This window comes from Paenarthrobacter nitroguajacolicus (assembly GCF_007786235.1).
Classification (GTDB): domain Bacteria; phylum Actinomycetota; class Actinomycetes; order Actinomycetales; family Micrococcaceae; genus Arthrobacter; species Arthrobacter nitroguajacolicus_A.
This window is the reverse complement of record NZ_VNFK01000002.1, coordinates 345,216-365,248: the sequence shown is the minus strand read 5'-3', so window position 1 is coordinate 365,248 and position 20,033 is coordinate 345,216. Positions and strand designations below refer to the sequence as shown.

General features: G+C 63.0%; 16 protein-coding genes. 10 read left to right on the top strand and 6 right to left on the bottom strand.

The genetic code is table 11. The annotated features are described in order from the left end of the window. The 4 genes from FQP90_RS03660 to FQP90_RS03645 are packed head-to-tail and all read right to left on the bottom strand — an operon-like array spanning position 1 to position 3,914. Complete coding sequence (locus FQP90_RS03660) at positions 1 to 1,083, bottom strand: glycosyltransferase family 4 protein (RefSeq protein ID WP_144648368.1); 1,083 nt, start codon at positions 1,081 to 1,083, stop codon at positions 1 to 3. Beyond that, on the bottom strand, positions 1,080 to 2,024 hold the full coding sequence (locus FQP90_RS03655; RefSeq protein ID WP_144648367.1) for an alpha/beta fold hydrolase: 945 nt from the start codon (positions 2,022 to 2,024) through the stop codon (positions 1,080 to 1,082). Before FQP90_RS03655 ends, FQP90_RS03660 begins: the two co-directional genes overlap by 4 nt. Positions 2,025 to 2,035: 11 nt before the next feature. Beyond that, a complete protein-coding gene (locus tag FQP90_RS03650) occupies positions 2,036 to 2,917 on the bottom strand; it encodes an aldo/keto reductase (RefSeq protein WP_144648366.1) in 882 nt (293 codons plus the stop codon). A gap of 34 nt (positions 2,918 to 2,951) precedes the next feature. Further along, positions 2,952 to 3,914 (bottom strand): sugar-binding transcriptional regulator, encoded by a 963-nt coding sequence (locus tag FQP90_RS03645; RefSeq protein WP_144648365.1) that lies wholly within the window; start codon positions 3,912 to 3,914, stop codon positions 2,952 to 2,954. Between the two features lie 122 nt (positions 3,915 to 4,036). Here FQP90_RS03645 and FQP90_RS03640 point away from each other — a divergent pair, with 122 nt between their 5' ends. The 8 genes from FQP90_RS03640 (at position 4,037) to holA (ending at position 15,735) form a co-directional block, all read left to right on the top strand. After that, on the top strand, positions 4,037 to 5,821 hold the full coding sequence (locus FQP90_RS03640) for a glycerol-3-phosphate dehydrogenase/oxidase (protein ID WP_144648364.1): 1,785 nt from the start codon (positions 4,037 to 4,039) through the stop codon (positions 5,819 to 5,821). Positions 5,822 to 5,992: 171 nt separating this feature from the next. Then, positions 5,993 to 6,745 (top strand): MIP/aquaporin family protein, encoded by a 753-nt coding sequence (locus FQP90_RS03635; protein WP_144648363.1) that lies wholly within the window; start codon positions 5,993 to 5,995, stop codon positions 6,743 to 6,745. A gap of 67 nt (positions 6,746 to 6,812) precedes the next feature. Further along, the gene (glpK, locus tag FQP90_RS03630; protein WP_144648362.1) at positions 6,813 to 8,327 is read left to right on the top strand and encodes a glycerol kinase GlpK; all 1,515 of its coding nucleotides are present in this window, start codon (positions 6,813 to 6,815) and stop codon (positions 8,325 to 8,327) included. 292 nt (positions 8,328 to 8,619) lie between these two features. Next, positions 8,620 to 11,148 (top strand): leucine--tRNA ligase, encoded by a 2,529-nt coding sequence (leuS, locus tag FQP90_RS03625; RefSeq protein WP_144648361.1) that lies wholly within the window; start codon positions 8,620 to 8,622, stop codon positions 11,146 to 11,148. A 59-nt stretch (positions 11,149 to 11,207) separates the two neighbouring features. Next, on the top strand, positions 11,208 to 12,191 hold the full coding sequence (locus FQP90_RS03620) for a DegV family protein (protein ID WP_208759928.1): 984 nt from the start codon (positions 11,208 to 11,210) through the stop codon (positions 12,189 to 12,191). Between the two features lie 73 nt (positions 12,192 to 12,264). Then, the gene (locus tag FQP90_RS03615; RefSeq protein ID WP_144648359.1) at positions 12,265 to 13,089 is read left to right on the top strand and encodes a helix-hairpin-helix domain-containing protein; all 825 of its coding nucleotides are present in this window, start codon (positions 12,265 to 12,267) and stop codon (positions 13,087 to 13,089) included. 19 nt (positions 13,090 to 13,108) lie between these two features. Next, on the top strand, positions 13,109 to 14,806 hold the full coding sequence (locus tag FQP90_RS03610) for a ComEC/Rec2 family competence protein (protein ID WP_144648358.1): 1,698 nt from the start codon (positions 13,109 to 13,111) through the stop codon (positions 14,804 to 14,806). After that, positions 14,719 to 15,735 (top strand): DNA polymerase III subunit delta, encoded by a 1,017-nt coding sequence (holA, locus tag FQP90_RS03605; protein ID WP_144648357.1) that lies wholly within the window; start codon positions 14,719 to 14,721, stop codon positions 15,733 to 15,735. Before FQP90_RS03610 ends, holA begins: the two co-directional genes overlap by 88 nt. An 82-nt stretch (positions 15,736 to 15,817) precedes the next feature. On the opposite strand, the gene rpsT is transcribed toward holA, so the two are convergent. Then, positions 15,818 to 16,078 (bottom strand): 30S ribosomal protein S20, encoded by a 261-nt coding sequence (gene rpsT / locus FQP90_RS03600; RefSeq protein ID WP_011774926.1) that lies wholly within the window; start codon positions 16,076 to 16,078, stop codon positions 15,818 to 15,820. A 169-nt stretch (positions 16,079 to 16,247) separates the two neighbouring features. Continuing rightward, positions 16,248 to 16,784 (bottom strand): type II toxin-antitoxin system PemK/MazF family toxin, encoded by a 537-nt coding sequence (locus FQP90_RS03595; RefSeq protein ID WP_144648356.1) that lies wholly within the window; start codon positions 16,782 to 16,784, stop codon positions 16,248 to 16,250. A gap of 159 nt (positions 16,785 to 16,943) precedes the next feature. Here FQP90_RS03595 and lepA point away from each other — a divergent pair, with 159 nt between their 5' ends. Beyond that, complete coding sequence (lepA, locus tag FQP90_RS03590) at positions 16,944 to 18,797, top strand: translation elongation factor 4 (RefSeq protein WP_026540780.1); 1,854 nt, start codon at positions 16,944 to 16,946, stop codon at positions 18,795 to 18,797. Next, the gene (gene hemW / locus FQP90_RS03585) at positions 18,798 to 20,027 is read left to right on the top strand and encodes a radical SAM family heme chaperone HemW (RefSeq protein ID WP_144648355.1); all 1,230 of its coding nucleotides are present in this window, start codon (positions 18,798 to 18,800) and stop codon (positions 20,025 to 20,027) included. The last annotated feature ends 6 nt before the right edge of the window (positions 20,028 to 20,033 follow it).

Sequence of the window (20,033 nt, the reverse complement as noted above, 5' to 3'; positions counted from 1 at the left end):
CTACGGCTTCCTCCGACGCAAGGCGACGACTTCCTCAGCCGCAGCCAGAAGCTGCCGTGCAGACTCGTCCCAGTTGAACTCTGACGCGCGTTCCACTGACCTGCGGGAGCGCTGCTGCCACAGGGTGTCATCGCCGAGCGCTGTCACAGCAGCCGCGAATTCCGTGTGTGACTCCGGGTCCACGTAACTGACGGCGTCTCCGCCCACTTCACGGAAGATTGGGATGTCGCTGGCAATCACAGGGGTCCCCAGTGCCATGGCCTCCACCAGCGGCAGCCCGTACCCTTCTGCACGGGAAAGGCTGATCAGCGCGGTGGCCCTGACCAGGAGTTCGTCGTACTGCGCATCAGTGACGCCGTTGTGGAACTGGACCTTGGCTCCTTCAGGAACCATCGCTTCCAATTCCGTCTTGCGCTGCGGCGTGATCCTGCTGAGCAGATGGAGCGTGTAATCCTGCAGCCCGGCCATGCCCCGGATCATGGTTTCCACGTTCTTGTATGGCATGAACGAACCCATGTAAAGCAGGGTCTTGTCGGCGCCGGCGCCGGGATCACGGGGTGTTTGACCAGGCTGGGGAGCGTTGCCCACTATCCGCACGGGACGTTTGGTCAGCTGGTACTTCGCCATCAAGGCTTCCGTGGTTCGGCTGATGGTGGCCACAATGTCCGCGCGGTTCAACAGGAGCCGTTGCGGCCAGAATGCCTTGTGATAAAGCCGCCACAGCAGGCGCACGGGAGCGGGCAGGAAGCCCGGAGGCGTCGGGTGTTCGTAGTAAATGAGGTCGTGGAGAGTGAGGATCAGACCGTACCGGCGTCCGAGGGTACCCATGGTCTGCATCGGACACACCACCACGTCGGCACCAAGGGGGTTGACCTTGCGGGCCACGAACAGCTCCAGTGGGGACAGCGGGCTGTTGACCAACACGTACGGGACGTCCGGGAGCAGGGCAAGCTGGCGCTTGTCGCTGATCAGCATGGTGACGTCGGCGATCTTGGATGTTGCGGCTATGAGGCTTGAACCGTAGCGGCTGATGCCATCGTGGTGGTCCGTCCTGGTAAAGCGGGCGTCGATGACAATTTTCACGCGGGGTGTTCCTCCAGGAAGGTGCGGATGGCTGCTGCCGCCGGGACCGGCGTTTCGTAGTGGATTAAGTGCCCGACGCCGGGGATGACTTCCAGCGTCGCGTCCGGCAGGCGCTCCATGAGTTTGTGCTGGTTGGGAAGCGTGGCGATCTCATCCTTTTCCCCGGCAATGAGGAGCACGGGAAGGGTCAGTTGTTCGGCGACGTCGGCCACGTTGCCCGAGACTGAGGCTTTGAAGGATTCAAGCAGGCTCTTCCGGTCCGAGAACGCGCTGAAGTAGGCGTCATGCTGGCCGTGGATGAAACGGCGCAGGGCTTTGTCCTTGGTCTTGGCCATGGTGATGCTCATGACCCGGACGATCGCACGGTTTCGGAGGACTGCGAGTCCCACGCGACGGGGAAGTTTGGCGGAGGCCTGGTAATACAGCACGGCAAGTTTGGTCATGATTCCCTTGGGACCTTCCAGAGCCGGGGCGGCAATGGGGTTGATCAAGATCAAGGGGTAGATTGCCCGTGGATGCGCGGCCGCAAAGTGGCTGGTCACGATCGAACCGAAGGAGTGGCCCAGCAGGACGGTCTTGGGACCCAAACCCAGCGCCGCCATGAAGCTGGAGATAAACCGACCGTAGCGTTCAACAGTGTGCTCGTCATCAACGAACGGATCCGAGCTTCCAAAGGCCGGCAGGTCCGGCATGATGATCCGCATTTCCGGAAGCTGGTCCGCCACGCGCAGTAATCCGTGGTGGTCGCCGCGGAAGCCGTGGATGACCAGGATGGTACGGGTTGTTGGGTTGACGTTAACCGGTTCGTACGTCCAATACGCCACGGTGCTGCCGTCCACGTCGATGTCCGCGGCCACAGTCCGCCCTGGCAGGGACTCACTGAAGAATTGATGGGGGGCCTGCGCGCCGTCAGGGGAGTGCGCGGTGTCCACTTTTTCCATACGGCTGTTTCCTAGTTCACGTTGTCCGGGTGGGACCCGGTTCGATGGTGTCGTTCGAGTCCTGCAATGCCGTCCATGTCAGAGGCGTCCAAGTCAAAATCGAAGACGGCAAAGTTCTCTTTGATCCGTCCCGCCGAACTCGCTTTGGGGATGACGAGGTTGCCCAACTGGAGGTGCCAGCGAAGAATGACCTGCGCGGGAGTCCGGCCATGCTTCTCGGCGAGGGCAACGATGGCGGGGTCGGCCAGGACGTGCCCGCGTCCGAGGGGGCTCCATGCCTCAGTGGCTATGCCCAACTGTCCGTGCAATGTTCGAAGCCTGGTTTGCTGCAGCCACGGGTGCAGCTCGATCTGGTTTACCGCAGGGACAACTTCGGCCTTCTGCATCAGCTCCTCAAGGTGTCCGGGTTGGAAATTGGAAACCCCAATAGCCCGCACTTTGCCTTCACGGTAGAGCGTCTCCATGGCCTTGTACGTTTCGGCAAACAGGCCCCGGCCGGCGCAGGGCCAGTGAATGAGATAGAGATCCACGTAGTCGAGTCCAAGATTCGAGATGGACGTATCGAATGCCCGAAGGGTGGAATCGTAGCCATGGTCGTCGTTCCAAACCTTGGTAGTGACAAAAAGGTCCTCACGCGAAAGGGTGTGCACGGATTCCCCGGAACCACCTGTGTCACCGTTGGCTTGCGCGGCATCGCCCACGGCACCACCGAGGGCACGCCCAACGCCCACTTCGTTGCCGTACATCGCTGCTGTGTCGAAGCGTCGGTAGCCTTCGCCCAGGGCTGTGGCGACTAATGCTTCGGCGTCCTTGGGCGGCACCTTATAGAGTCCGTATCCCAAACGATCCATGTGGACGCCGTTGTTCAATGTCAGCCGGGCTGGGAATCTCATAGCAACGACTCTACCCATTCCCTGCACGAATGCTTCAGGAGTGGCCATTGAAACTGACCAGGCGTCGTGCCGAGGCTTCGTCCAAAATGAGGTCCGTGGCCAGTCCGGCAGCCAGGGCTCCCTGGAGTCCGTTGATCTTGGAGGCACCGGACACCACGCAGATCCGTCGCCTGACCTGCCGCAGTTGTTCATGGCTGGGGCCAGTGGATCGTTCGTTGAGGGTGATGCCGTCCGAGGACCCATCGCTCCGGAAGAAGACGGTGGCGACGTCGCCCACCACGTCGTCGGCAGCCAACACAGTGAGGTCGTGTTCATCGAGGTAACCGCCGGCATAAACGTGGCTGGGGTAGTCCGAATCGACCGATCCCACCCCGAAGATGGCGATGCTCATGCGGTCCTGCAAGTCAAGGATGCGTTGAACGCTGCGCTCATTCCACATCGCCGTTTTGGTGGCGGCGTGGTCAAAAAAGGCCGGAACCGGGAATTGCTCCACCCGTGCTCCGTAGGCGCTGCCGAAACGGCGCATGATGTCGCTGGCATAGGTAATGCCGGTGGTTTGCATGTTTCCGGCGCCGTTGAGTTGAACCACGATGCTGTCGTGGGTCACCTTACGGGTGAGGTGTCGGCTGACAGCGCTGAGCGTGGCGCCCCACGCGACGCCGATGATGGCATTCGAGTCCACCAGCGGCCCAATGGTTCGCGCTGCCTGCATGGCCACGCGGTCCAGCGTCTCCGCTTCGTTGAGTGTGTCCAAGACGGGCACCACGTGGACATCGACGCCGTACTGGGTTCGAATCTGGCTCTCCAGCTCAGGGCCGGTATCGAACGGGCTGCGTATCTGGACCTGCACCAGGCCTGTTTCCCGGGCGGAAGACAGGAGCCGGGACACTGTGGATCGCGACGTTCGCAGCTCCCGGGCAATAGCATCCATGGTCAAGTCCTGCAGGTAATACATCTGTGCAGCCCGGAGCGCATCCGAGTGACGTGATCGTCCCATCTCATTTCCTTACTGCACGTTTGTGCAAATAGCTTGACTCCATTTTCCACCTTCGCAAGATTAGTGGTGAACGGTGCAGCAGCGAGTGGCGCGGCGCACGAACCAAGCCCAAGGGAGCAGTTTTGGGACACAACAGGATTTCCGGTACCTCACAGCACGCACAGCAGCGCGACTCCGTCGTTGCGCTGCAGGAGCGGCCCTCGGCGAAGGTGCTCATCATCGGCGGTGGAATCAATGGTGTAGGAACGTTCCGCGACCTGGCTCTCCAGGGCGTCGACGTTGCGCTTGTCGAACGCGGTGACTACTGCCAGGGTGCCAGCGGTGCCTCGTCCCACATGATCCACGGCGGCATCCGCTACCTCGAAAACGGCGAGTTCCGCCTGGTCCAGGAATCCGTGGTTGAGCGTAACCGGCTCCTGCGCATCGCTCCGCACTACGTCAAGCCGCTGCAGACCACCATCCCGATCTTCAGCACGTTCTCCGGCATCCTCTCGGCGCCCATGCGCTTCCTCACCCACAAACAGGGCAAGCCCAAGGAACGCGGCGCGTTCCTCATCAAGGTCGGCCTGAGCATGTACGACTTCTTCTCCCGTGACGGCGGCAGCGTCCCGCGCCACCAGTTCCGTGGGCGGACCAAGGCCTTGGCCGAGCTTCCCAAACTGCACTCCGGAATCAAGTACGCCGCAACCTACTTCGATGCTTCCGTTCACAACCCGGAACGCCTGACCCTCGACGTGCTGCAGGATGGTGAGAAGGCGGGCCGTGGCGGCGGCCTCCCGGGAGGAAGCGCCCGTGCCAGCAATTACGTTTCGCTCGTCTCCATGGGTTCGGACGGAGTCCTGCTGCGCGATGAACTGACCGGCAAGGAATTCGAGTTCCAGGCCGACGTTATTGTCAACACCACCGGCGCCTGGGTGGACCTCACCAACCAGGCCATGGGCGCCGTCAGCAAGTTCATGGGCGGTACCAAGGGATCGCACATCGTCCTGGACCACCCTGAGCTTCTGGCCGCGTGCAACGGCCGGGAAATCTTCTTCGAGCACACCGATGGCCGTATCGTCCTGATTTACCCCATGGGCGACCGTGTACTGGTCGGCACCACGGACGTGGACGCGGACATGTCGGAAGATGCCGTGTGCACGGACGAAGAAATCGACTACTTCTTTGACCTGGTGGGCCACGTGTTCCCCACCATCAAGGTGGAGCGCGAACAAATCGTCTACAGCTTCGCCGGTGTCCGTCCCCTGCCGCGTCACGACGAAACGCAGCCAGGCTTCGTCTCACGGGACTACCGGATTGAACGCAGCGTCCGCACCGGCAGTGATGCCGTCGCAACGCCAGGCGGCAAGGCCGCCGTCGTCCTCAGCTTGGTGGGCGGCAAGTGGACCACCTTCCGCGCCCTGGCCGAACACATGACCAACGACGTCCTCCGCGAACTGGGCATGGAACGCAAAGTCTCGACGGCGAAACTCGCCATTGGCGGGGGTGCCGGTTTCCCTTCCACCGAACAGGGCGAACAGGAATGGATCAAGAAGCACATGGGACCCGGACTTGACGCCGACCGCGTAGCCGTCCTGCTGACCCGGTACGGAACACGCGCAGACGCCGTCATCGATTATCTCAAGGCCGGACACGACGCGCCGCTGCGTTCCACCCGCGAACTGAGTGTCCGGGAGTTGGCATTCATGGCCGAGCACGAGCAGATCGGGCACCTGGTGGATGTCCTCATCCGCAGGACGTCACTCGCGTTCCGCGGCCTGGTTACCGGTGAGCTGCTGAACGAGATCGCCGCTGCCTTGGCCGAACCCCTCGGTTGGGATGCTGCTGCCCGTGAAGCAGAAATCCGCCACGCCCAGGAAGTACTGCAGCGGTTCCACAAGGTTGACGTGCACAGTCTCGTAGCCTGACACCAAGCAGCGGAAAACAGCTTGACCGTCCCAGCGTGCGGTAGGGACGGAATGGGGTAGGTGGGCCCGCCAGGGGACCACCACACCGGGACGGTTTCGGAGACAACGGAACCGTCCCAACGGCCTCTTCACCCGCGAGGGGGCTGACAACAGAAAAATGAGGAGTCAAAGATGTCTCTTGGAATTGTTTTCCTTTCCGAAGTATTCGGAACCATGATGCTGACCCTGCTGGGTTGTGGCGTCGTGGCAAACGTTGCGCTCAAAGGCACCAAGGGCAACAACGGTGGATTCTTGATGGTGACGTGGGGCTGGGGTATTGCGGTCTTCGCGGGCGTTTTCGTGGCCGCAAAGTCCGGTGCGCACCTGAACCCGGCTGTCACCCTGGGCCTGCTGGTCAACGGAAAAGGTGAGTACGCCCCGGACGTGGCCGTTACTTTCGGCTCGACGTTGACCTACTTCGGTGGCGAACTCCTGGGTGCCTTCCTCGGCGCCGTTGTCTGCTGGCTCGCTTACAAGCAGCACTTCGATGAAGAGCCCCTGGCAGCCAACAAGCTGGGTACCTTCTCCACCGGACCGGCTATCCGCTCCACCCCGTGGAACCTGATCACCGAAATCATTGGCACGTTCGTCCTGGTCTTCGTCATCCTGACCTTCGGCGGCACTCCCTCCGGCCTCGGCCCGCTTGCGGTTGCCCTGCTGGTTGTCGGTATTGGCGTATCGCTCGGTGGTCCCACCGGTTACGCCATCAACCCTGCCCGTGACCTCGGCCCGCGTATCGCACACGCTGTCCTGCCCATCAAGGGCAAGGGCGCCAGCGACTGGGCCTACTCCTGGATCCCGGTCGTGGGACCGCTCGTTGGCGGCGCCCTCGCAGGCCTCGTGGCCATCTGGGTCCCGGACATCATGCCTGCACTGGCCGGCTAATCCCGTACGTACCCACCCGCACACCGTCAACACCATTGAGTAGCTAACAACAGACAAGGACGTCACCATGAATCAATACGTCATCGCCATCGATCAGGGCACCACCAGCTCCCGTGCCATCGTGTTCGACCACTCGGGCAACATTGTGTCCACGGGCCAGATGGAACACGAGCAGATCTTCCCGCAGGCAGGATGGGTGGAGCACAACCCCGCCGAAATCTGGAACAACACCCGGGAGGTCATCGGCTCGGCCCTGTCGAAGGCGAACCTGACACGGCACGACATCGCCGCCGTCGGTATCACCAACCAGCGTGAAACGGCTGTTGTCTGGGACAAGAACACCGGCGAGGCCGTCTACAACGCCATCGTTTGGCAGGACACCCGCACCCAGTCGATCGTTGACGAGCTGGCGCAGGACGGGGGACCAGAGCGCTTCAAGCAGAAGGTGGGCCTTCCGCTGGCCACCTACTTCTCCGGCACCAAGATCAAGTGGATCCTGGACAACGTGGAAGGCGCCCGCGAACGTGCTGAGGCCGGCGACCTCCTGTTCGGCAACACCGACGCCTGGGTCCTGTGGAACCTGACCGGCGGCGTGGATGGCGGCGTGCACGTCACGGATGTCACCAATGCTTCCCGGACCCTGTTCATGGACCTCGAGACCCTGCAGTGGGACCAGGAAATCCTGGACATCTTCGGAGTTCCGGCGTCAATGATGCCTACCATCAAGTCCTCCTCCGAGGTCTACGGCCAGGTCCACACCTCGCAGCTGCTGCGCGAGACCCCCGTGGCAGGCATCCTCGGCGACCAGCAGGCGGCAACCTTCGGTCAGGCCGCATTCCAAGCCGGTGAAGCCAAGAACACCTATGGCACGGGTTGCTTCCTGATCTTCAACACGGGCGAGGAAATTGTCCACTCCAAGAACGGCCTCCTCACCACGCTGGGATACAAACTGGGCGACGCCAAGCCGCACTACGCCCTTGAAGGGTCCATTGCCGTCACCGGTTCACTGATCCAGTGGCTTCGCGACAACCTCGGAATGATCAGTTCCGCACCGGAGGTCGAGGAACTGGCCGCTGCTGTGAAGGACAACGGTGGCGTGTATATCGTCCCCGCCTTCTCCGGTCTCTTCGCACCCTACTGGCGGGCAGACGCACGCGGCGCCATCGTGGGCCTTACCCGGTTCGCCAATAAGGGCCACATCGCCCGCGCTGCTTTGGAGGCCACGGCCTTCCAAACCCGCGAGGTACTCGACGCCGTCAATGCTGACTCGGGCGTTCCGCTCACCGAGTTGAAGGTCGACGGCGGGATGGTCGCCAATGAGGCACTCATGCAGTTCCAGGCAGACATCCTTGGCGTACCAGTAGTCCGTCCGAAGGTCGTCGAAACCACGGCCCTCGGTGCTGCCTATGCCGCTGGCCTGGCGGTCGGCTTCTGGAAGGACCTGGGCGAACTCAGCGCCAACTGGGGCGAGGATAAGCGCTGGGAGCCGCAGTTGCCGGCAGAGGAGCAGGAGCGTCAGCTGCGGCTCTGGAAGAAGGCAGTCACCAAGTCCATGGACTGGGTCGACGAGGACGTTAAGTAGCCTTCCCTCGACAGAGGTCCCGGGGACTCCCGCCCGCCCGCTTCGCGGTGCCCACCACACCATGGCGCGGAGTCCCCGGAACCTCTTTCGGCGTACGGACGTCTTGCACCCAGCCCGCCGGTTTGGTGGGGTAAGGTATTGGTATGCGTGCGATCCTTCTGCTTAGCTAGCCGCCCGGCTTTCAACAGCCGTGCGGCCGCCCCTCCGTTGTCGAGGGGCTTTTGTGTGTCCGGGGGTATCCGGGACGCCTGCAGGAGGCAAAACCGCCATCGAAGAACAGAAGAGGGCAGCAGTGAGCGTTAAGCCGGAGACAGAGACCGGAACAGCACAGACAGCCGCAGCCGAAGCGCCTGAAGAAGGCGTCTACAGCTTCGCTGCGATGGAGGCCAAGTGGCCGCAGGTCTGGGACGACCTCAAGGTCTTCACGCCTGCCGACGACGGTTCGCGGGAACGCCGCTACGTGCTGGACATGTTCCCTTACCCTTCCGGCGACCTTCACATGGGCCACGCCGAAGCGTTCGCGATGGGCGACGTCGTGGCTCGCTACCTGCGGCAGAAGGGCTTCGACGTCCTTCACCCCATCGGCTGGGACTCCTTCGGCCTGCCCGCTGAGAATGCTGCCATCAAGCGCAACGCCCACCCCAGCGAGTGGACCTACGCGAACATCGACACCCAGGCGGCGTCGTTCAAGCGATACGCAATCTCTGCCGACTGGTCCCGCCGCCTCCACACCTCCGACCCCGAGTACTACCGGTGGACCCAGTGGCTCTTCAAGCGCTTCTACGAGCGTGGCCTGGCCTACCGCAAAGACTCGCCGGTCAACTGGTGCCCGAAGGACCTTACTGTGTTGGCGAACGAGCAGGTTGTTAACGGCGCCTGTGAGCGCTGCGGCACGCCTGTCACCAAGAAGTCCCTGAACCAGTGGTACTTCAAGATCACCGACTACGCCGACCGCCTGCTCGAGGACATGGACCAGCTCCAAGGTCACTGGCCTGAGCGTGTCCTGGCCATGCAGCGCAACTGGATCGGACGCTCGGAAGGCGCCCACGTGCGTTTCGTCATCGAAGCCACGGAAGACCGAGCCGAGCGCGAAGTCACCGTGTTCACCACGCGCCCGGACACACTTTATGGTGCAACGTTCTTTGTTGTTGCAGCTGATGCGCATTTGGCACTGGATCTTGTGGCTCCGGAACAGCACGACGAACTCATGGCCTACCGCGAGAAGGTCAAGGCCCTCTCCGAAATCGAGCGGCAGTCCACCGAACGCGAAAAGACCGGCGTCTTCACCGGTCGCTACGCCATCAACCCGCTGAACGGTGAAAAGCTGCCCGTTTGGGCCGCCGACTACGTGCTGGCTGACTACGGCACGGGCGCGATCATGGCCGTACCCGCGCACGACCAGCGCGACCTCGACTTCGCCAAGGCCTTCGACCTGCCTGTCCGCGCAGTTTTGGAGACCGGCGACGAGGACCCCGCACAGACGGGTGTAGCCACTGCGGGTGAAGGCACCCTCAAGAACTCCGGCGAGTTGGACGGCCTGTCCAAATCCGAAGGAATTCCGGCCGCGATCGAGATTCTGGAAAAGCTTGGAACGGGCGAGAAGTTCGTGAACTTCCGGCTGCGTGACTGGCTCCTGAGCCGCCAGCGCTTCTGGGGTACGCCCATCCCCATCATCCACTGCGGTGAATGCGGCGAGGTCCCCGTCCCCGATGACCAGCTGCCCGTCAGGCTGCCCGATAACCTGCGTGGGGAAGCGTTGTCCCCGAAGGGAACCTCCCCGCTGGCCGCCGCCGTCGAGTGGGTCAACGTTGAGTGCCCCAATTGTGGCCGGGCCGCCCAGCGCGACACCGACACCATGGATACCTTCGTGGATTCGTCCTGGTACTTCCTGCGCTTCGTGTCCCCGGACTACACCGAGGGCCCGTTCGATCCCGAGAAGATCAACAACTGGATGCCGGTGGGCCAGTACGTTGGTGGCGTTGAGCACGCCATCCTGCACTTGCTCTACGCACGCTTCTTCACCAAGGTGATCAAGGACATCGGCCTGATCGAAGCCAACGAACCGTTCTCCGCGCTGCTCAACCAGGGGCAAGTGCTCAACGGCGGCAAAGCCATGAGCAAGTCCCTCGGCAACGGTGTGGACCTGGGCGAGCAGTTGGACAAGTTCGGTGTCGACGCCGTCCGCCTCACCATGGTCTTCGCCTCCCCGCCGGAAGACGACGTCGACTGGGCCGATGTCTCGCCGTCGGGTTCGGCCAAGTTCCTGGCCCGTGCGTGGCGCCTCGGCCAGGACGTCAGCAGCGAACCGGGCGTCGATCCTGCCACCGGCGACCGCGCGCTGCGTACGGTTACCCACAAGACCATTGCCGACGCCGCCGACCTGTTGGACAACAACAAGTTCAACGTTGTGGTGGCCCGCCTCATGGAGCTGGTCAACGCAACCCGCAAGACCATCGATTCGGGTGCTGGAGCCGCAGATCCGGCCGTTCGCGAAGCAGTGGAGGCAGTTGCGGTCATCCTGAGCCTGTTCGCGCCCTACACCGCCGAGGACCTCTGGAACACGTTGGGCCATCCCGCATCAGTGGCAAACGCCGGTTGGCCGAAGCACGACGAAGCACTCCTGGTGCAGGATACCGTCACCGCTGTGGTTCAGGTCCAAGGCAAGGTGCGCGACCGTCTGGAGGTTTCGCCCGACATCGCTGAGGACGAGCTGCGTGAACTCGCCCTGGCCTCCGAAAACGTTCAGCGTGCCCTGGACGGCCGCGGCATCCGTACCGTGATCGTGCGTGCACCTAAACTGGTGAACATCGTTCCTGCCTAGCAGGGACAGCGTGGCCGCCGGCACTGTGCCGGCGGCCAGCCATCATCTTTGGAGGTCGCGTGCCTGAGCGAGAACCACCCGCATGGATATGGCTCAAAGAAAGAGTGGCGCGCCTCCGGCAGCCCACTGCCCCGGTTCCTGTCGCTGACGAGCCGCTGGCCGCCGTCGTCAGAACCGCGGTTGTTACCGATTCGGCGGCCGCTTTACCGGCCGACTGGGTATCGGCTTTTACCGCCGATGGGCGCCTCGCGGTTGTTCCCATGCCAGTCATGGTCGGGAGCGAAATTTACGGCGAGGGCGAAGACGACATCACCCAGACCTTGGCCCTGGCCCTGGCCTCCGGAGCTTCGGTGAAGACGTCCCGGCCCTCGCCCGGGCAGTTCGAACAGGCCTATCTCGCCGCCCAGCGCCACGGTTTTGAGTCCGTGGTCTCCATTCACATTTCGTCCGAGCTCTCGGGAACGGCTGATGCCGCCAGGTTGGCCGCGGCCCGCGTGACGATTCCCGTGGAAGTCGTGGACTCCCGCACGGTCGGCATGGCGCAAGGGATGGGTGTCCAGAGTGCCGTGGTGGCCGCGGCCGATGGCCAGGAGGCGGCAGAGGTCCGAGGCTTCGCCGAGCGGCGCATGGAGCGGACCAAGGTCTACTTCTACGTGCCCAGCCTGGAGCAGCTGCGGCGTGGTGGGCGCATCGGTGCCGCCGCGTCGCTGTTGGGGACAGTCCTTGCCATCAAGCCCATCCTGGCGGTCGACGGCGGCAAGATCGTTCCGCTGGAGAAGGTCCGTTCCGCTGTGCGCGCGGTTGCCCGTCTCGAGGAGATCGTGGCAGCGGATGTGGCCTCCCGCCCAGCTGGCCAGCAACGGTTGGCGGTTCACCATTTTGGCAACCAGCTGGAAGCCGAGGCCTTGGCTGCCCGCCTCAACGAAATGTGCCCTGACTGTCCGGCGCCGCAAATCAGTGCGCTTCCGGCCGTCCTGGCGGCACATGCCGGCTTGGGGGTACTCGCTGTCATTGTGGGGGAGAGCAGTACGCCAACAGGCTGACCCGGGGGTCGTCTTATCCACATAGGGCACCGCGCCCGCGACGTGGTCGTGGTGGCAGCCATAGGCTCGTTGCATGCCACGCCTGAGCCGGGATGCGTCCCCAGATGCCGCAGCGGAGGCAGTCCGGCAGCGCTTCGCCGCGCGAATGGCCTGGGACACCCGTGCCTCTCCGCTGTTGGAGTTGCCAGAGGACGCTGCGCCCGGCGCAGTTGGCCACGAAGATCCCGGCGCCAATGATCGCGGTGTCCGGCTCAGGTGGCGAACTCCTTGGCGGGTGGCGGTACTTCTGGCCGTCGTAGCGGGAGGTCTTATTGCGTGGCACTTGTGGCAGTCTTCACTGGGCCAGCCAACGTCAGAGCCGTTGGATTCCCTGACGTCGGTCGGCCCGGGTGCACCGGATCCGTCAGAATCCCCGCAGCCAGGGGGCCCAGAGGGGGAAGGGATGCTCCTTGTCCACGTGGCTGGGGCCGTGCGGAAGCCGGGCGTCGTTTCCCTGCCGCAGGGCAGTCGCGTCTTTCAAGCAATGGATGCCGCCGGGGGTGCGGCCCCTAACGCTGAACTCGGCGGTCTGAACCTTGCGGAGGTTCTCAGCGACGGGGTCAAAATCGTCGTTCCGGTCGTAGGAGAGGCCCCGCAGTCCAATCCACCCACGCTTTCCGGCGGTGCTGCCGGTGCGGGCAACTCCAGCGGAGGAGCCGCGAAAGTCAACATCAACACTGCCTCATTGGAAGAGTTGGGGACGTTACCCCGGGTGGGACCCGTGACGGCACAGCGAATTCTGGACTGGCGAAAAGAACACGGGCCCTTCGCATCGGTGGATGAATTGGATGCCATAGACGGGATTGGGCCCAAGCTCATGGAGTCCCTGAAAGACCTCGTGACGGTGCAGGGTGGGTGAGTCCCCCGGAGGTTCGGAAATGGCAAAGCGCCTGGACTTGCGGCTCGTTCCTGTTGTCCTGGTGACGTGGTCCGTTGCCTTGGCGGGTGGCTTCATAAGTGCAGCGTGGTCGGCAGCTTTAGCGGTCGCGCTGATCGTGATGGGCGCGGCGTTCCTGGTTTTGGGGCGCCGCCGAGGACCGTCCGGAGTGCGGGCCAGGACGATCTTCGCCACCCTCGCTCTTGCCTGCGTCTTGGGGGCCGCTGTGGCGGTGCACTGTGGGATCACCGCTGGCATGCGTGAGAGCGGGCCTCTGGCCCCTGCGATAGAGGACAGGGACGGGGTTGTCATCCACCTCCTCATCACTGGCAGCCCTGCATCGGCACCTACGCCGGGCCATTCCGGTGAGAACCGGTGGATGGTGGCTGCACGCCTGATTGATTTCACGTCCAGGGCAAGCGTGGTGCGTGGATCCGCCGACATCATTGTGACGGGTGGTTCCGGCTGGGAGGACGTGCGTGCGGGGCAGAGCGTCAGAACAACCGGAACGCTGAAACCGGTGCGGGAGGGACAATCCGAAGCTGCGCTTCTGAGCGCCTCCTCTGATCCTGTTGTAACGGGCTCCGGGTTCGATGTCCGGCAAACTTCGGCCGACGTGCGGAAGAGATTCGTGTCCGCTGCTGATTGGCTGCCTTCGGACCCAGCCGGGTTGCTTCCGGGAATGGTGACAGGGGACACCAGCTCGCTGCCGGAAAGCCTGGAAACGGCCATGAGGACCACGGGAATGACACACTTGACCGCCGTTTCGGGGGCCAATTGCAGCCTCATCCTGGGTGGCTTTGTACTGTTGGCGCGATGCTTTCGGCTGGTACGTCCGGCCGCCGGGGTCTTCGCTGCCTGCGGTCTGTTGTCCTTCGTCATGATGGTGGGACCGGACCCGAGTGTCCTACGAGCTGCGGTCATGGGGGCTGTGGGCCTGGCTGCTGTGACGGGTGGGCGGCGCGGGCGGTCTTTGACCTTCCTCTGCCTTGCCACGGCGATTCTGCTGCTGCTGGACCCGGGCATGGCGGCCAACGTGGGGTTTGTGCTTTCTGTCCTGGCCACGCTCGGAATTGTGCTGCTTGCCACTCGCATTGCGTCGTGGATCCCTGCTTGGGTGCCCCGATGGTTGGCCGCTGGGATCGCGGTGCCGTTGTCGGCCCAACTGCTGTGCGGACCGGTGATTGTGGCTCTTCAGCCGCAATTCACGCCATACGCGCTCATCGCCAACGTGGTGGCTGGTCCGTTCGTGGCGCCGGTGACCATCCTTGGGACGATCGCAGTGCCTCTGGCCGCGGCTTCTTCCTGGCTGGCGGCCGCGCCCGTCGCCGTTGCGGGAGCATGTGCAGCGGCGGTTGCCGGCGTGGCCAGGTTGTTCGCTGGCTTGCCGGGTTCCGCGCTGCCATGGGCCGAAGGGCCTGTGGGAATAGTGGCCATGGTGCTCTCATCCTTGGTGACTCTGCTGGCCGTCTGGATGGCGCTGCACCCGGCTGGCGTTGTGCGTTACGTCATGGCACTGCATGGGTCGGTTGTGGGGCTTTTGGAGCGTGGTGCATGGCGTAGGCATGGCAGACTTGAACCCTGCAAAGAAACGTCCGGAAGGAACCAACTGTGGCTGCTGCCCAAAACACCCGGGCCAAGAGCGTCGCGACGAACACCGTCAGCTGGCGGGACGCGGCACCGGCCGCCGTCGTCCTGATCATGGGCCCGGAAGAGTACCTTGGTATCCGCGCCATGGATGGCATCCGCGTCCAGGTGCGGACCAGCACTCCTGATGTCGAGCTGAGCCGGCTTAACGCGGCTGCCTACGAGACCGGATCTCTGGCGATGACCGTCACGCCGTCACTCTTCGGCGAGGGCAAGCTCATTGAGGTCGAAGGCCTCGAGGCCATGAATGATGCCTTCCTGGCCGATGGGTTGGCCTATCTGCAGCATCCGGACCAGGACGTCGTCCTTGTTCTCCGTCACGCCGGGGGAGTTCGTGGCAAGAAGCTGCTCGACGCCGTGAAGTCCGCGGGTTGGCCCGTCATTGATTGCCAGCCGCTGAAGAAAGACTCCGACAAGACTGCCTTTGTGGTCTCAGAGTTCAGGGCGGGAGGGCGTCGCATTGAGGGCGAGGCGGTCCAAGCCTTGGTGAACGCCGTCGGCGCCAACCTCTCGGAACTTGCAGCCGCCTGCAGTCAGCTCATCGCCGACGCCACCACCGCTGTGACGGCAGAGACCGTGGAGCGCTACTACGGTGGCCGGGTCGAAGCCACGGCATTCAAGGTGGCCGATGCTGCCATGGCCGGCAACGGACCGGTGGCACTGTCCACCCTCAGGCATGCCCTCGCCACCGGTGTTGATCCGGTGCCTTTGGTGGCGGCGCTGGCGGCGAAACTCCGGACCCTGGCAAAAGTTGCTGGAGCCAACGGCTCTTCGGCCACCATTGCCAAAAACCTGGGAATGCAGCCTTGGCTCGTGGAGCAGGCCCAGCGTGACGTCCGCCGATGGACTCCTGAGGGGCTTATCCGCTCCATCCAGGTCATCGCTGAAGCGGATGCCCAGGTAAAGGGTGAGTCTCGGGACCCTGTCTACGCCGTGGAGCATGCGGTCACCGTCATTGCAACGTCGGCCAGCCGACGCTGAAGCTCGGGCTTCCGGTTAAACCCAAAGGCCGGCACCCTATGGGTGCCGGCCTTTTGATCAGCTCAGTCGAACTGGAAAAACCTTAGAGTGCGTTGACCTTCTTGGAGATCGCCGACTTGCGGTTTGCAGCGTTGTTCTTGTGAATAACGCCCTTGCTGACAGCCTTGTCCAGCTTGCGGCTGGCAGCAACAAGTGCAGTTCCAGCAGCATCCTTGTCAGCAGACTCAACGGCGGTGTTGACGGCGCGGATGGCCGTCTTCAGCTCGGACTTGACGGCGTTGTTACGCAGGCGAGCCTTCTCGTTGGTGAGGATGCGCTTCTTCTGGGACTTGATATTAGCCACGTATGAACTCTCTTTTTAATGCGGAAATGGTCTAGAGGGTTTTCAGGTTGGCCATCGACTGAGCGGCGTGGGGATGCCTATGGCAGCCAACCATGTATGGCCGTCGACCTGCACGGACACACAGCTATAAAGGATAGCAGAAAGCAGAGCTCGGCGCAGACTCGTGTCGTCAGCGCCAGTCGTGACGGGCGCTGAGGGCGCGTGAGACGTCCTGGAACTGCGGTTTACCCAAGACGGCACCTTCGCGCCGGATGGTCTGGGGATTCAGCCGGATGACCCGATCTACCTTGACCTCGCTGGGCCGGCCCTGCCGATCCCACGGCCCTGCGCCAATGTCGACATAGTCCTCGGCCCTTGCGCCGTTGTCATGGTCCTTGGACGTCAACATCAAGCCCAATAGCCACTGGCCGTCCCGCCCCACCAGGAGTACAGGGCGGTCCTTGCCTCGCGAGTGGTCTTCCTCGTAAGGAACCCAGCCCCAGACGATCTCGCCCGGATCCGGTTGGCCATCCGGCTTGGGGGAGTAGTTGACTATAACGGCCCCGCGAAAATCGCCGGGGTAAGTGCCCGGTTGGCGTTCGACGTCGGTGCGCCGGGTTTGCGTCCTTGAGGCGCCTGGCCGGGTGGCAGCTTTGGTGCTGTTGCCGCCCAGTGACTTGAGGGAACGCAGGAGGAATTTGCCCAGAGGGCGCAAGTCGAAGGCCATGTGACAACGCTACAACGGGCCCTGGGGGATACCGGAAGCACAATGTACGGCGAAGCCCCGGTTCATGGGAGACTAGAGGATCAGATGCACGGCGTGTTCCGGCTGGCCTATGCCCGGTTCCAGGAATTGCCGTGTGAGTGTCGACAGTAAGGATCCTGCGTGTCTCCCATGGCCCGCACCGCACCGGTGCCCGCCGCAACAGATCCGGCCATCATCCGGAACTTCTGCATCATTGCCCACATTGACCACGGTAAGTCCACCTTGGCCGACCGCATGCTGCAGTACACCGGCGTCGTTAAGCAACGCGACATGAAGGCCCAGTATCTGGACCGTATGGATATCGAACGTGAGCGCGGCATCACCATCAAGTCCCAGGCTGTCCGCATGCCGTGGGAACTCGATGGCAACAGCTACGCGCTGAACATGATCGACACTCCCGGCCACGTCGACTTCACCTACGAGGTCTCCCGCTCGCTTGCCGCGTGCGAAGGCGCGGTGCTGTTGGTGGATGCGGCCCAAGGTATTGAGGCCCAGACGCTTGCCAACTTGTACCTGGCGATGGAAAACAACCTCACCATCATTCCTGTGCTGAACAAGATCGACCTCCCGGCCGCCCAGCCGGAGAAGTACGCGGCGGAACTGGCCAACCTGATCGGCGGCGACCCCGAGGACGTCCTGAAGGTGTCAGGTAAAACCGGTGTTGGCGTGGAGGCGCTGCTGGACAAGATTGTCCGCGACCTCCCCGCGCCCGTGGGCGATCCTGATGCTCCGGCCCGCGCCATGATTTTCGATTCGGTCTATGACACCTATCGCGGCGTGGTTACTTACGTCCGCGTGGTGGACGGCATGCTCCACCCGCGCGAACGCATCCAGATGATGTCCACCAGGGCAACGCACGAGCTCCTCGAAATCGGTGTGAGCTCCCCGGAGCCAACACCCTCGAAGGGCCTCGGCGTGGGCGAAGTGGGCTACCTGATCACCGGTGTGAAAGATGTCCGCCAGTCCAAGGTCGGCGACACCGTCACCAACCTGGCCAAACCGGCGTCGGAATCCCTCAGTGGCTACGCAGATGCCAAGCCGATGGTCTTCTCCGGCCTGTACCCCCTGGATGGCACGGACTATCCCGTCCTTCGCGATGCGCTCGAAAAGCTGATGCTCAACGACGCCGCCCTGGTGTACGAGCCCGAGACGTCAGCTGCACTGGGCTTCGGCTTCCGTGTGGGCTTCCTTGGGCTTCTGCACCTCGAAATCACCCGTGAGCGACTCGAACGTGAGTACAACCTGGACCTCATCTCCACCGCTCCCAACGTGGAGTACGAGGTGACCCTCGAGGACAAGAAGGTCATTCACGTCACCAACCCCAGCGAGTACCCCACGGGCAAAATCTCCGAGGTTCGTGAGCCTATGGTCTCCGCCACCATCCTCGCGCCCAACGAGTTTGTTGGGTCCATCATGGAGCTCTGCCAGAGCCGCCGCGGCCAGATGCGCGGCATGGACTACTTGTCCGAGGACCGCGTTGAACTCCGTTACTGGATCCCGCTGGCCGAAATTGTCTTCGACTTCTTCGACCTCCTGAAGTCCAAGACGCGTGGCTACGCCTCGCTGGACTGGAAGGCCGACGGCGAACAGGTCGCCGACCTGGTCAAGGTCGACATCCTCCTGCAGGGCGAACAAGTGGATGCTTTCAGCGCCATCACACACCGCGACAAGGCTTACGCCTACGGTGTGATGATGACCGGTAAGCTTCGCGAGCTCATCCCCAGGCAGCAGTTCGAGGTGCCCATCCAGGCTGCCATTGGATCACGCATTATTGCCCGCGAAAGCATCCGCGCCATCCGTAAGGACGTTCTTGCCAAGTGCTACGGCGGTGACATCACCCGTAAGCGCAAACTGCTGGAAAAGCAGAAGGAAGGCAAGAAGCGCATGAAGATGGTGGGTCGCGTGGAAGTGCCGCAGGAAGCATTCATCGCAGCCCTGACCACTGACGAGTCCAAGGACAAGGCCAAGAAGTAGATGCCCAGCGTCCTACCTTTGGGCGATCCGGCACCTGCGGATGGCATACTGCCTCCGCAGGTGTTGGCCGGCGTCGAGCACCGCAAGTTCGGGCTCTACGTCCATATCCCGTTTTGCGCCGTCCGATGCGGCTACTGCGATTTCAACACCTACACGGCCACGGAACTCGGTGGCGGTGCCTCGCAGGATGCCTACGCTTCCACGGCTATTTCCGAACTTGACTTCGCGGCTGGGGCCCTTGATGCCTCGGGCCTGCCGCGGCGGCCTCTCGGTACCGTTTTCTTCGGTGGTGGAACTCCCACGCTCCTCCCAGCCGAGGATTTGGCTCGGATCTTGCGTGCCGCCGTCGGGCAGTGGGGGCTTGAACCCGGCGCCGAGGTGACTACCGAGGCCAACCCTGATTCCGTAACCCCTGAGTCCCTGAAGGTGCTGGCTGACGCCGGCTTCACCAGGGTCTCGTTTGGCATGCAGTCTGCCGTGCCGCATGTCCTGAAGGTGCTGGACCGCACCCATACCCCCAGTCGCGTGCCGCTCGTTGTGCAGTGGGCGCGTGAGGCCGGCCTCGCGGTCAGCCTGGACCTGATCTACGGTACGCCCGGGGAATCCATGGCGGATTGGCAATTGTCGCTTGAGACGGCTTTGTCTTACCAACCCGATCACATCAGCGCCTACGCGCTGATCGTGGAGGACGGCACTAAACTTGCTGCCCAGATCCGCCGCGGTGAAGTGCCGGGAATTGACGACGACGACCACGCCGCCAAGTACGAACTGGCCGACGCAATGATCTCAGAAGCGGGTTTGAGCTGGTACGAGGTCAGCAACTGGTCCAGGTCGCCCGAACAAGCGTGCCGGCACAATCTGGCCTACTGGCGTGGCGATGACTGGTGGGGGATTGGCCCCGGCGCCCATTCGCACGTTGGAGGCGTTCGTTGGTGGAATGTTAAGCACCCCACTGCCTACGCGGGACGGTTGGCTTCAGGAAGTTCGCCGGCCGCAGGCCGGGAAACCCTCGATGCCGATACCCGGGAAGTCGAGCGCATCATGTTGGAGGCGCGGCTGGGGACAGGTCTTGCCGTAGATGCCTTGGACACGATTGGGCGGCACGCGATGGCAGGGCTGATCGCCGATGAACTGGTGGACCCGGTTCAAGCCTTCAGGGGCCGTCTGGTGCTCACCTTGAAGGGGCGATTACTGGCCGACGCAGTGGTCCGCCGAATCCTGCCCGAATAGCGCCGT

Excerpts from the sequence above, each read along its gene's own strand:
- FQP90_RS03655 (WP_144648367.1), bottom strand. The coding sequence starts at position 2,024 with ATGGAAAAAGTGGACACCGCGCACTCCCCTGACGGCGCGCAGGCCCCC.
- FQP90_RS03610 (WP_144648358.1), top strand. The coding sequence starts at position 13,109 with ATGGCAAAGCGCCTGGACTTGCGGCTCGTTCCTGTTGTCCTGGTGACG.
- hemW (WP_144648355.1), top strand. The coding sequence starts at position 18,798 with ATGCCCAGCGTCCTACCTTTGGGCGATCCGGCACCTGCGGATGGCATA.
- glpK (WP_144648362.1), top strand. The coding sequence starts at position 6,813 with ATGAATCAATACGTCATCGCCATCGATCAGGGCACCACCAGCTCCCGT.
- FQP90_RS03615 (WP_144648359.1), top strand. The coding sequence starts at position 12,265 with ATGCCACGCCTGAGCCGGGATGCGTCCCCAGATGCCGCAGCGGAGGCA.
- FQP90_RS03645 (WP_144648365.1), bottom strand. The coding sequence starts at position 3,914 with ATGGGACGATCACGTCACTCGGATGCGCTCCGGGCTGCACAGATGTAT.
- FQP90_RS03635 (WP_144648363.1), top strand. The coding sequence starts at position 5,993 with ATGTCTCTTGGAATTGTTTTCCTTTCCGAAGTATTCGGAACCATGATG.
- FQP90_RS03650 (WP_144648366.1), bottom strand. The coding sequence starts at position 2,917 with ATGAGATTCCCAGCCCGGCTGACATTGAACAACGGCGTCCACATGGAT.
- FQP90_RS03595 (WP_144648356.1), bottom strand. The coding sequence starts at position 16,784 with ATGGCCTTCGACTTGCGCCCTCTGGGCAAATTCCTCCTGCGTTCCCTC.